At 65.4% G+C, this 12437-nt stretch carries 10 protein-coding genes; 7 read left to right on the top strand and 3 right to left on the bottom strand.

Annotated elements, in window-relative coordinates; all coding sequences use genetic code 11:
- Positions 1-12 precede the first annotated feature (12 nt).
- Genes ATC04_RS11240 through csrA form a run of 3 tightly spaced genes read left to right on the top strand, consistent with a single transcriptional unit; the run spans position 13 to position 3328 of the window.
- On the top strand, positions 13-2064 hold the full coding sequence (locus ATC04_RS11240; protein ID WP_047118841.1) for a flagellar biosynthesis protein FlhA: 2052 nt from the start codon (positions 13-15) through the stop codon (positions 2062-2064).
- Complete coding sequence (locus ATC04_RS11235) at positions 2048-3019, top strand: hypothetical protein (RefSeq protein WP_047118842.1); 972 nt, start codon at positions 2048-2050, stop codon at positions 3017-3019. Before ATC04_RS11240 ends, ATC04_RS11235 begins: the two co-directional genes overlap by 17 nt.
- 48 nt (positions 3020-3067) lie before the next feature.
- Entirely contained in the window at positions 3068-3328 is a 261-nt protein-coding gene (gene csrA, locus ATC04_RS11230) for a carbon storage regulator CsrA (RefSeq protein WP_047118843.1), read from the top strand.
- Between the two features lie 477 nt (positions 3329-3805).
- Here csrA and ATC04_RS11225 read toward each other — a convergent pair whose 3' ends face one another.
- Positions 3806-4054: a hypothetical protein gene (locus ATC04_RS11225; RefSeq protein ID WP_047118844.1), complete on the bottom strand. Its 249-nt coding sequence runs from the start codon at positions 4052-4054 to the stop codon at positions 3806-3808.
- Between the two features lie 530 nt (positions 4055-4584).
- On the opposite strand from ATC04_RS11225, the gene ATC04_RS11220 reads away from it, so the two are divergent.
- Positions 4585-5508: a PRC and DUF2382 domain-containing protein gene (locus tag ATC04_RS11220; RefSeq protein ID WP_060617025.1), complete on the top strand. Its 924-nt coding sequence runs from the start codon at positions 4585-4587 to the stop codon at positions 5506-5508.
- Positions 5509-5562: 54 nt separating this feature from the next.
- Positions 5563-6324 (top strand): hypothetical protein, encoded by a 762-nt coding sequence (locus tag ATC04_RS11215; RefSeq protein WP_047118846.1) that lies wholly within the window; start codon positions 5563-5565, stop codon positions 6322-6324.
- Positions 6325-6401: 77 nt separating this feature from the next.
- Here ATC04_RS11215 and ATC04_RS11210 read toward each other — a convergent pair whose 3' ends face one another.
- Positions 6402-9860, bottom strand: coding sequence for an efflux RND transporter permease subunit (locus tag ATC04_RS11210; protein ID WP_047118847.1), 3459 nt, complete (start codon positions 9858-9860; stop codon positions 6402-6404).
- A gap of 216 nt (positions 9861-10076) precedes the next feature.
- Between ATC04_RS11210 and ATC04_RS11205 the strand changes: the two genes are divergently transcribed.
- Both ATC04_RS11205 and ATC04_RS11200 read left to right on the top strand, forming a co-directional pair.
- On the top strand, positions 10077-10517 hold the full coding sequence (locus tag ATC04_RS11205; protein ID WP_047118848.1) for a hypothetical protein: 441 nt from the start codon (positions 10077-10079) through the stop codon (positions 10515-10517).
- A 29-nt stretch (positions 10518-10546) separates the two neighbouring features.
- Complete coding sequence (locus ATC04_RS11200) at positions 10547-10837, top strand: hypothetical protein (protein WP_047118849.1); 291 nt, start codon at positions 10547-10549, stop codon at positions 10835-10837.
- Positions 10838-10927: 90 nt separating this feature from the next.
- Here the strand turns inward: ATC04_RS11200 and ATC04_RS11195 are convergent, their stop codons facing one another.
- Positions 10928-12418: a malate:quinone oxidoreductase gene (locus ATC04_RS11195; RefSeq protein WP_181728162.1), complete on the bottom strand. Its 1491-nt coding sequence runs from the start codon at positions 12416-12418 to the stop codon at positions 10928-10930.
- Positions 12419-12437: the final 19 nt, after the last annotated feature.

Below are 12437 nucleotides of genomic sequence, written 5' to 3'. Positions count from 1 at the left end.
AGGAAGACCTCGATGAACTACTCGCAATTGTCCAAGATCGCCGTGCCGGTGGGCGTGGTGGGCATCGTGCTGCTGCTCGTGGTGCCCATCCCCGCGGCGCTGCTCGATATCCTCTTTGCCACCAGCATTCTGCTGTCCCTGGTGGTCCTGCTGCTGACCATGTTCGCCAAGCGCCCGCTGGACTTCTCCGTGTTTCCCTCGTTGCTGCTCGTGGCCACGCTGCTGCGCCTGGGGCTGAACGTGGCCTCCACCCGGCTGGTGCTCAGCCAGGGCTATGCCGGTGAGGTGATCGAGGCCTTCGGGCACATCACCATCGGCGGATCGCTGGTCATCGGGTTCGTCATCTTCCTGATTCTGGTGGTGATCCAGTTCGTGGTGGTCACCAAGGGCGCCGAACGCGTGGCCGAGGTGGGAGCGCGGTTCACGCTGGACGCCATGCCGGGCAAGCAGATGGCCATCGACGCGGACCTGAACGCCGGGCTGATCACCGACAGCCAAGCGCGGGAGCGCCGCGCGGAAGTCGCTGCGGAAGCCGACTTCTACGGGGCGATGGACGGCGCGAGCAAGTTCGTCAAGGGCGATGCGATCGCCGGCCTGGTGATCATCATCATCAACCTGCTTGGCGGCATCGGCATCGGCATGCTTTCGCGCGGCATGGAGATCGCCGACGCGTTGAACACCTATGCGCTGCTGACCATCGGCGACGGCCTGGCCACCCAGATTCCGGCCCTGCTCATGGCGGTCTCCACCGGTATGATCGTCACCCGCTCCAACTCGGCCGACGACATGGGTGCCACCGCGTCGGCGCAGCTGGGGCAGTCGCGGGCGGCGCTGCTCATTGCCGGGGGCTGCGCCGTGGCGCTGGCGCTGGTGCCGGGCATGCCCAAGCTGCCTTTCGTATTCATCGGAGGGCTGCTGCTCTGGTTCGCCGGCCGGATCAAGGCCCGGGACGAGAAAGAGGCGCAGGCCGCCGCGCAGGCGGCGGCAGAACCGCAGGGCGCCACCCCGGAGACCCCGGCCGAACTGCTTGAACGCATGAAGGTCCATGCCATCGAGGTGCAGCTGGCAGCAGACCTGGTGGACGTGGTCAACGGCGGCGGAGACGACTTGCTGGCCCGGGTGCGCGCCCTGCGCCGGCGCATCGCCATGGACCTGGGCATCGTGCTGCCCCCGGTGCGCACCCGCGACAACGTGGAGCTGCCCCCGGCCACCTACGCGATCCTGATCGCCGGGGTGGAAGCCGGACGCGGCACCGCTCCGCGCGGCAAGGTGCTGGCCCTGGGCGACCAGCTGGATTCGCTGCCCGGACAGCTGGTCCATGAGCCGGTGTTCGGGCTGGCCGGCAAATGGGTGCCCGCCGAATTAAGGCACACCGCGGACATGGCCGGAGCTACGACGATCGACCGGATCTCGGTGATCATCACGCACCTGTCATCCATCGTGCAGGAACAGGCCCCGCGCCTGCTCACCCGCGAAGACGTGCGTGTCATGACCGACGCGCTGCGCGAGCAAAGCCCTTCCGCAGTCGAAGAGCTGGTGCCCTCGTTGCTCTCTCTTGCTGAAGTGCAGCGCGTGCTGCAGGGGTTGCTGGGCGAAGCCGTGGCCATCAACGACTTGGCGCGCATCTTCGAAGCCCTGTCGCTGCAGGCGAAAACCGGCACCGCGCCGGAAAACCTGATCGAGTCTGCCCGCGAGGCGCTGGGTCCGGCGATCGCCGCAAAATACCTGCAGGGATCCACGTTGCGGGTCGTCATGATCGACCCGGTGGTGGAACAGGGAATGCTGGAAGCCCTGCGTCCGGGGGACGCCGGAAGCCAGATCATGTTCGATGCGCGGAGGCTGGAAGCGGTGCTGGACTCGGTCAAGAAGATCGCAGCCGACCTGCAGAACCGCGGTGTGTCAGCCGTGCTGGTGTGCGCGCCGGCGCTGCGGCCCGCGGTGCGTCGGCTGATCGGCCCGGCCTCTGGGTTGGACGCGGTGCTCTCCTACCAGGAGGCCACCGCCGGCGGGGCCCAGATCGAGACGGTAGGGGTGGTGCGCGGTGCCGATGCAATATCTGCTTAAGGGCCGCAGCCTGCAGGAGCTCCAGGACAAGGCCATTGCGGACTTCGGTCCGCAGGCCTATCTGGTCTCGGCGGAAAAAATCACAACCCCGCGCGCAGGTGGCCTGCTGCGCGAATTCCACTACGAAGCGGTGATCCAGGTCCGTGAGGAACCAGTCCCGGCACCGGTGCGCCGCCATCGGCTGGTCCCGGTGCTCCGCGGTCCGCGGAAGCCCGCGGAGCCGACTCCTGCCCGTCAGGCGCCGGCCGCTGGCCAGAGCGTGGTGGGCCAGCTGCTTGAACGCGCCGAGGCTGCCGAATTGCAGCTTGCCGGTCAAGGATCCGAACCCGCAAAGGCCGTGGATTTCGACGCGGTGCTCGATGCCCAGAGTTTTTCCCTCTACCCGGCGGCGGGCCGGCGGGCGGCGAACCCGGAACCTGCTGCCCCTGCCCGGCAGCCGCAACGCAAGGCTGCGACGACCACGACGAATCAGCAGGTCTTCCAGGGACAGCCGGGGGATTTGGTGCTGCTGATCGGCAAGGACGCCGACGCTCTCACCGCGTCCATGCTTCTGGACGACGGGAGCAACCTGATCGCCCAAACCGAGCCGATGGCTTCCGGCGGCCCTGCGGCGCCCGGAATCGGCCAGGGCCGTCAGGTGCGGATAGTTGCCGGCCGACGAGCGGCGCTGGAGGCCCGGGCCGCGGCGGTGGCCGAGGAAACGTGTGTGCTGCTTGCCATGCAGCTCGCGGCGGCAGGTAGCCAAGCCGAGCAGGAGAAGATTCGCAGTGTGGGCGCGGATCGGATGGTACTGGTGGTCGATGCACGCCTTAAGGCCGAGGACACCGCCATCTGGGTGGGGCAGGTGGCCGAACATCACGCGGTAGCGTGCATTATCGCGCTGTATTCGGACCAAACTTCCACTCCTGAAACCGTCGAATCGCTGGGGTACCCGGTGCTCAGGCTGCCCGACTGAGGGCTTCGTGGTGACACCCGAACTCTTTCGGACGGATATGATAGTCAGGTGCTGGTACTCACTCGGAAAGTCGGAGAACAGGTCCTGATCGGCGAGGGCATCGTAGTGACGATCCTTGAGTCGAAAGGCGATTCGATCAAGGTAGGAATTGACGCGCCCAAGGGTGTGAAAATCCATCGTGCCGAAGTCCTGGCCGCAGTGATCGAGGAGAACCAGAAGGCCTCGGCCAGCGATCATGCCGCAGCCGCCCGGCTTGCCAACCTGCTCGCCGCCCCGGCTTCCCGGCCGCCCGCCGGCGAGACTGACTAGCGCCGGCAAAGGCCGCGCATGCGACACCTTCGCAGTGGCGATGACATAGCCCGTCGCCGTGGCCTCCATGATAACCCTGGGTGCCGCGATTTCGACGTTCGAATTGCCCGAACCGTGCCGGACCAGTACCTCAAGTTCGCGTCCGGTCAAGGTTGCGACAAATGCAGCGGGCAAGGCTCGGTCGATGTAGTCTTCCTCGCCGAAGGCCGTCAGGATCAGGACCGTGGCTGCGTTCCCTTGGGTGCGCTGTCTTGGGTTCGCCGCTTCTCAAGCACCGAGGGCCCGTCAAACTGGGGCATGCGGAGGTCCAGCAGCATGACATCCGGTTCCAGACGCTGGGCATGCCCGATGCAACGGTAGCCGTTTTCCAACCCGTGACGATCTGCACTGTATTGTCCGTGCACAGGACCGTGCGCAACCCGGCACGGATCGAGTTGTTATCCTCGGCAACGAGGACGCGGACGGGATCGGTTTCGTTCAGGGGCATCGGCAGTTCTCCTTCAAGGGATGAAGATGCTCTGCGGAAACCAGCACGTAGCTCAGCAGCCTGGTGCGTGCCGCGTAGTCGCAACAGGTGGATTCCGACGGTGCCATGGTCGAGGAGATGGTGAAGAACGGCTTTTCCAGTCCCGGCGCGTCAACCGACCGCGCAACCTCGGAACAGTCCATGCCCACCGAGATGTTACAGAAATCTTCCACGGACAGGGCCACGACCTTGTTGTCCACATTTTGCAGGGCGTGAAAACCGCTGAACTAGAATCTTCCGAAGAACGCCGCCACCTTCATGGCCACTGGTGCGGCCGGGTCCTACGGTTCAGGACCGCGCTTTAGATAATTGTCGCCTGGGGCGCTTCTGGCTGCCGGGACGGCCCGATTCGCCCGCCGCGATGCCTGAAACAAACGGCCGAGAACAAACGGCAAAATATGTCACCGAACCGGTGGCGATGGCAGAAGATTTACAAGTTCACAGTCGTTGCCAAGGCATCGTCCATGCGGCTGCAAGACAGCGGACCGGCCAGAACGCAGGGTGCAATAGTCGTACCTGCCGGTGCTTCCTGCTGAAGGGAAAACGGTGGCCCAAGGGCATCAACGCTGCCTTGGGTACGAAATATCCACGCTCCGGCTGCCGCGCAATCCGCGGCGCCGGATGGATCGATGGTACGACGTCACGCCCGGCATGGGCGCAGGATCATCCGTGAAGCCAACGCTTTCCGGAATATCGAACTACCGAATACCGCCACGGGAGGAACGAAATCATGATTGACAAGCACCAGATTGACGAATTGCTGCACCACGACGGAACAGTCGTAGGAGCCGACGGGGAGAAGATCGGCAAGTTCGGCCAGGTCTTTTTGGATGACCAGACCGGAGAACCGCAGTGGGTCACCGTGCGCACGGGGTTGTTCGGACTTTCCGAGAGCTTCGTCCCGCTGGATGAGGCCAGCGTGGACGGCGACACCGTGACCGTGCCATTCGACAAGCAGACGGTCAAGGGCGCACCGCGCATAGACGACCAGGACGGGCATTTGAGCCCGGCGGACGAACAGGAACTCTACCGCTATTACAACCGCGCCTACGATGCCACGGGGCCTGAGGGAATCGAAGCAGACCGCGGCACGGGAATGGATCGCGAGTCCGGCATGGACCGCACCGCCGACGATCCATTGGGCGGCGGTGTCGGCACCCTGGCACCAGGCGAGAGCGCGGGCGTCCAAGACGAGATGGACCCGGTTCGCGGACAGGACGAGCCAGTGGCGGGCCATGGCGCGGACCAGTCCATGACCCGCTCCGAGGAACAGCTGCGTGTCGGGACCGAGTCGGTGGAGACCGGGCGAGTCAGGTTGCGCAAGTACGTGGTCACCGAGGACGTCACGACCACGGTTCCGGTCAGCCACGAGAAAGTCCGGGTGGAACGTGAGCCGCTGGCCGGAGACGGCGCCGCAGGCGTGGCCGGCGAGACCGAGCTTGGCGAGCAGGAAGAAGAAGTCACCCTGCATGCCGAACGCCCGGTCGTGGAGAAGGAAGCCGTTCCGGTGGAGAAGGTCAGTTTGGGCACCGAGACGGTCACCGAGGATGAGCAGGTGACCGAGCGGTTGCGCAAGGAAGAAGTGGAAACCGAGGGGGATTCCGGACGCGTGGATCCGGCGAACCGCGACCGGTCCCGGGATGACGGGATCTAGCCCGGGCCGCCTGTCGCAGGGCGACGGCACAGGCCAAGTCAGCTAGGAGGAATCATGAGCACCAGTGCAGGAAACGATCCGCGCGGCGAAGGCGCGTCGGAACCAGCGCACCGCATGCCAATGGATAACGATGGGACCCGGCCCCGGGACCGGGACGCGGCCGAAGGCCGGAATCTCGCGGGCAGCGAACGGTACGAGCCGGACGCGACGCCTCGCCCTGACCGGCCCGGGGCGCAGGATCCGCCGCGAAGCCGGAATGCGGCGGTGGAAAGGGAAAAGCACCTGTACGGCGGGATGAAGATCGGCTCGGCCTTCTTCGGCTGGCTGAGCGCCACCGGCATGGGCGTGGTGCTCACCGCCTTGGTGGCCGCGGCCGGGACGGCCGTCGGGGTCAGCACCGGAACCAACCCGGATGAGGTGGCCCAGAGCCTGAACCAGGACCCGCAGACCGTGGGAATGCTCGGGATCATCGTGCTGGCCGCCATCGTCCTGGTCTCCTACTACTGCGGAGGCTACGTGGCGGGGCGGATGGCCCGCTTCCACGGAGCCCGGCAGGGTGTGGCGGTCTGGCTGTGGGCGCTGGTGATTTCCGCTGTTGTCGCCCTGCTGGGCTGGATCGGCGGCAGCCAGTACAACGTGCTGGCGCAGGTCAACAGCTTCCCGAGGATTCCGGTGAACGAGGGAACGCTCAGTGCGGCGGGAATCATCGCCCTGGTGGTCGTCGCCGCGGTGGCGCTGCTGGGAGCCGTGCTCGGAGGGCTGGCAGGCATGCGCTTCCACCGCCGGGTCGACAAGGCGGGGAGCCAGGTCAGCTAGGCCCAGGGTCCGTGCACGGCAAAGCCGGGGCGGGAGCATCAGTCGATGCACCCGCCCCGGCTTCTGCGCGCCGCGGCCTAGCGGCGCGTGCCCGGTTCCCCGGAAGCGCCGGGATCCCCGGAATCCGGCTGGTCCTGCGCGGATCCGCGCAGCATCTGCTCGAATTCCTTGCGCTCCTTGCGGGAGAGTGGCAACTGGCCGGTCGCCGGGTTCACGATCTGGCCGCTGTCCTTGGCCGCCTCGGAAGCGGGCTTCGGCGCGGGAACCGCATCCGCGCCGGACTGCTTCCTCGGCTGCTTCGGGGCCTTGGCCGGCTTGGCGGGCTTGTCTGACTTGCCGGGCCTGGCCGCGACGCCGAGCTGGCCGGACTCGCTGTCCCGACCCGGCGCGATGATGCGCGCGGTCGCGCCGTCCATGGCAGCTGCCAGGTCCTCAGCCGAGGTCGCCTGGCGCTGCGCGTCGCGGCGGGCAAAACGGCGCTGGGCGGAGCGCTCCTTGCGGGATTCGACCAGGTGGTAGAGCACCGGCACCAGTACCAGGGTCAGCAGGGTGGAGGAGACCAGGCCTCCGATGACCACCACGGCCAGCGGCTGCGAGATGAAGCCTGACTGCCCGGTGAGGCCCAGCGCCATCGGCATCAGCGCGAAGATGGTGGCCAGCGCGGTCATCAGGATCGGGCGCAGGCGCTGGCGGGCGCCGTGCGTGATCGCGTCCTGCAGGCTCATCGCCGCGCGTTCGGGCGTCGCATGGCGGTACTGGTTGATCAGGTCGATCAGCACGATCGCGTTGGTGACCACGATGCCCACCAGCATCAGCATGCCGATCAGCGACGGCAGGCCCAGCGGGATGCCGGTGGCCAGCAGCAGGCCGATCGCGCCGGTGGCGGCGAACGGGATGGAGACCAGCAGGATCAGCGGCTGGATAAGCGACTTGAAGGTCGCCACCATGATCACGTAGACGATCGCCACGGCCGCCAGCAGCGCCAGGTAGAGCTGGTTGAAGGACTCGGCCTGCTCGGTGGCGGCGCCGCCGATTTGCGCGGTCGCGCCCTCGGGCAGCTCCACGTCGGCCAGGCGCTCGGTGACCTGCCGGGAGACCGAGCCGAGCATGTTCTCCTGCGGCGTCAGTGACACCGTGGCGATGCGCTGGCCGTTGGAGGTGGTGACCTGGCGGACCACGTCGGTGCGTTCCACCGTGGCCAGGTCCTGCAGCTGCTTCACGCCGGAGGCGGTCGGGATCTGCAGCTCCTGCAGCTCCTTCAGCGAGGTCAAGTCCATGCCCTCGCCGATCAGCACGCTCATGTCGGTGAATTCCAGGCGCAGCGTGCCGGCCGGCACCGGGGAGACCTGGGAGGCGACGATCCCGGACAGCTCGGTCTCGGTCAGCCCGGCCGCGGCGGCCTTCTTCGCATCGATGTCGATGCTGACCTGCTCGCGCATCGCGGAGAGGTTGTCGCTGAGCTGGGTGACGTGCTCGGTGCCCTCCATGGCCTGGCTGACCTTGGCGGCGGCATCGCGCAGGATGTCCTCGTTCGGGGCCTTCACCTCCACGGTCACGTCGGAGGACATCATGCCCCCTGAGCTGCCGGAGAACTTCAGGGACGAGTCCTCGGGCAGGGTGAGCGTATCCAGCTCGGCGCGCACCGTGTCGGCCAGCGCCAGCTGGTCGGCGTCGGGGTCGGTGATCGCGGTGAAGTTCGCGGTGTCCGAACCGGAGGAGAACATCGCCGCGAAGCCGCTGGCCGAGCCCACGGTCATCTGCACGTCGGTGATGCCCTCGGTCTGGCGCAGCACGGCCTCGACCTTCTCGGCTTCCTTGCGGGTGGTTTCCAGCGAGGTGCCCGGGGCCATCTTCTGGGTGATGGAGATCGAGTTCTCCCCGGTGTTGCCCAGCAGGTTGGTCTGCAGCAGCGGGGTCATCGCCACGGTGCCGGCCAGGATCAGCACGGAGGCCAGCAGCGTGATGACCGGGTGCTTCTGGGTGCCGCGCAGCACCGGGGCGTAGGCGCGCTGCATCCAGGACTTGTCCTCGGCCAGGTGCACGGTCTGGGTGGCGGCGCTGCCCGGGCGGTGCGGCAGGAACCAATAGGCAAGCACCGGCACGATGGTCAGCGAGACGACCAGCGAGGCAAGCAGCGCGATGGTCATGGTCATCGCGAACGGGCGGAACAGCTCGCCGGCCATGCCGCCGACCAGCGCGATCGGCAGGAACACCGCAACGGTGGTCAGCGTCGCGGCGGTGATGGCCCCGGCGACTTCCTTCACGGCCAGCAGGATCGCCTGCGACTTGGATTCGCCGTGCGCCAGGTGGCGCTTGATGTTCTCGATGACCACGATCGAGTCGTCCACCACGCGGCCGATCGAGATGGTCAGCGCGCCCAGGGTCAGCATGTTCAGCGTGTAGCCGCCGGCGTTCATGCCGATGAAGGTGACCATCAGGGACAGCGGGATGGAGATCGCGGTGACCAGGGTGGAGCGGATGGAGAAGAGGAAGACCAGGATGACCAGCACCGCGAAGCCCAGGCCCAGCGCTCCCTCGGTGGTCAGCGACTCGATGGAGGACTCGATGAACGGGGCCTGGTCGAAGATGGTGGTGATCTTGGCATTGGAGCCGAGCTCCGCCTGCAGCTCGTCGAGCATGCCGGTGATCTCGTGGGACAGGCCCACGGTGTCCCCGTCCGGGGTTTTGGTGATTGCCACCGACAGCGTTTCGGCGCCGTTGGTGCGGGTGATGCTGGTGGCCGTATCGGCCTGCACCGAGACCTTGGCGACATCCTGCAGCAGCACCGGGCCCTTGTCGGCCGGCAGCGGGATTTCCTTGATCGCCGCCAGCGTGTCCGGGGCGGAGCCGGCGATCACCGGCAGGGTCAGGTTGTCCACGTCCAGGGTGCCGATGGGCATCGGGGAACCGGCGTTCTCGATGCCGTCCTTCAGATCCGCCACCGTCAGCCCGGCGGCGCGCAGCTTCGCGTCGTCCGGGATCACCGCGATGTGCTGGGAGGCGCCGCCGGAGACGGAGGCCTCACGCACCCCGTCGATCTTCTGCAGCTTGGGCAGCATAATGCGTTCGACGTCGTCATTCAGCGCCTGAAGCGACTTGTCGGAGGAGATCGCCATCTGCATGATCGGGAAGTCGGCGATCGAGCCGGCGAAGGCCGTGGGCTCCACGTCTTCCGGCAGGCTGGACTTGGCGTTCGCGATCGCGCGGTCCACCTGGGAGCGGGCGCGGTCCATGTCCGTGCCGTACTCCAGCATCAGCGAGATGCGGGTGAAGCCGGTCTGCGAGGTCGCGGTCGAGGATTCAAGGCCCTCCACCGCCTGCAGGGCGGTCTCCAGCGGGCCGGCGACCTGCTCGTCGATGACCTCGGGGCTCGCGCCCGTCTGGGTGGCCATGACGGAGATCTGCGGGAACTCGAGGGAGGGTATGAGCTCCTGCTTGAGCGAACTCATGGAAATGACGCCGAAGACGGCGGCAAAGACCGTGACCAGCGCGATGAGCGCCCGGTTTTTCAGAGACAAGATGGCCAAGCGCTGCATGCGGGTATGGTCCTAGCGGTGTCGCGAAATGGGGTGGGATCAGTTTAACTCTAGTTCGTTGGCCGAAAACAACCGAAAATCCGGGGGCGTTTGAGCCGAAGATCATCCGAATGGAGGATACTTGCGGCGACGGGTTGCCTAGCCAGCCGGGCGTTCGGCACCGGCTGCTGTGGATAAACAATTTCCGGGTGCCAATTATCCGAATACCATGCAGGGATGGAGATCGATTCTCTCTGGGAATGGATGGGGCCCGGCATTGAGGGCCTGGGCAAGTTTGCGCCGGCGGTTGCCCCGATAGTTGCGGCAGCCGCGGCGTGGGCCGCTGTTCGTACCTTGCGACTGCGGACTCGCGTGGATCATGCTGACCAATGGTGGAAACGTGTTGAATATGCGATCCTGCTTCTCGATAGCGAGAACCAGGCGTTGCATGCCACGGGAATAGGCTTGTTGAAGGTCCAGGCCGGAACTGCTGCGCCTGAGCTTGCGTGGAAAAACGGCAAGGACATCGTGAAATACGGATGGAGGGCAAGAACCCGGTGGCATGTGAACCGGGCGGAGCTGGCGATAGTCAGGTCGCTGGCTTCCGAACTGATTGTGGCTGAGTTCGTTGTTGAAGACCTTGAGCAACCCGTCAGCGGAAGGCCACAGCCGAACTGACCACCAGCGCGAAACTGAAAAGGAATAACATGGAAGCACATGAAGAAGGTGAGTGGGCCATGACCTCACGATCAGTGGGCAATACCGATACGCCGGAGCTGGCGCTGACATTGGACGAAGTCGAGCCCGGCATCTTCGTGGTGCTGGATAGCCGTGGTGTTCAGTTGAGCAAGCCGCTTCCGATTTCGAGATTGCGCAGCCTGGCGAAAGATGCGGAATTCGTGGCCGACCTCAACAAGAGGCTGAAAATGCCGAATGAGAACTATATCGATGTACTGCTCCAGCTGCGGCCGCAGCTGGAATACCGGCGTGCATCCTGAATTTGTTGTCTTCCGAGCAATGCGGTGCTGGCGGAAACGACTGATGGCCCACACACCAGCTGGTGTGTGGGCCATCAGTTTAGGCGGCGACTAGTTCAGTCCCAGCGCCTTGTCGGTGGCTGCCTTGACCTCGGCGTACAGCGCCGGGTTGTCGTTCAGCTTCTGGCCGTAGGAAGGAACGATGTCCTTCAGCTTCGACTCCCAGCCGGCGAACTGCTTCGGGAAGCAGCGCGAGAGCAGGCCGATCATGATCGGGGTGGCGGTCGATGCGCCTGGTGAAGCACCCAGCAGGCCCGAGATCGTGCCGTCCGAGGAGGTGATGACCTCGGTGCCGAACTGCAGGACGCCGCCCTTCTTGGCATCCTTCTTGATGACCTGCACGCGCTGGCCGGCGGTGATCAGCTCCCACTTGGAGCCGTCGGCCTGAGGGAAGTACTCTGCCAGCGACAGGTCCTTCTTGGCGCGGGACTTGAGCACTTCCTTGATCAGGTAGGTGGTCAGGTCCATGTTGTCCTTGGCCACTGCAAGCATCGGGATGATGTTGTGCGGGCGCAGCGACAGCGGCAGGTCCATCTGCCCGGTGGACTTCAGGAAGTTCATGGAGAAGCCGGCGTACGGGCCGAACATCAGCGAACGCTTGCCGTCGACGAAGCGGGTATCCAGGTGAGGAACCGACATCGGAGGGGCGCCGACCGAAGCCTGGCCGTAGACCTTGGCGTGGTGCTGGTTGATGATGGTCTCATCGGTGCAGCGCAGGAACTGGCCGGATACCGGGAAGCCGCCGAAGCCCTTGATCTCGTCGATGCCCGACTTCTGCAGCAGCGGCAGCGCACCGCCGCCGGCGCCGACGAACACGAACTTGGCCTTCACGGTCTTGACCGCGCCCGAGGCCTTGTCCTTGACGGTCAGTTCCCAGCCGGCGCCGTCGCGCTTGAGGTTCTTGACCTTGTGGCCGAAGTTGATCGAGGCGCCGGCTGCGCCCAGCGAGTTGGTCAGGTCGGCGGTGAGTCGACCGAAGTCAACGTCGGTGCCGGAGACTACGCGGGAAGCTGCAACCTTCTGCGACTCGTCGCGGCCCTTGGCGACCAGCGGGGTCCACTCGTTGATGGTGTCCAGGTCGTTGGTGATTTCCAGTTCGTCGAACAGGACGTTCGGCTTCAGGGCGTCGTAGCGGGTCTGCAGGTACTTGGAGTGGTCTTCGCCGATGACGAAGGACATGTGCGGCAGGGCGTTGATGAAGCCGTTGCCTGCCACGCGCTTGTTTTCAACTGCCCACGCGTAGAACTGGCGGGAGATCTGGAACTGCTCGTTGATGCCGATGGCCTTGGCGGGATCCACGGAACCGTCGGCCTTCGCCGCGGTGTAGTTCAGCTCGCACAGTGCCGAGTGGCCGGTGCCTGCGTTGTTCCACGGGGAGGAGGATTCCAGCCCGGCCTGGTCAAGGTTTTCGAAAAGTCCGATAGACCAGGTTGGTTCCAGCTGGTTGATCAGGGTGCCCAACGTGGCACTCATGACGCCGGCTCCAATTAGTACTACGTCAAAAGATTCGGTTGACGTTACAGAAGGCACGAGGATCTCCATCGACAGTGATACTTTGCTC

The sequence above is a fragment of the Arthrobacter sp. YC-RL1 genome, assembly GCF_001454985.1.
In the GTDB taxonomy this organism is placed as follows: domain Bacteria; phylum Actinomycetota; class Actinomycetes; order Actinomycetales; family Micrococcaceae; genus Glutamicibacter; species Glutamicibacter soli.
This window is presented reverse-complemented; position numbering and strand designations above follow the sequence as displayed.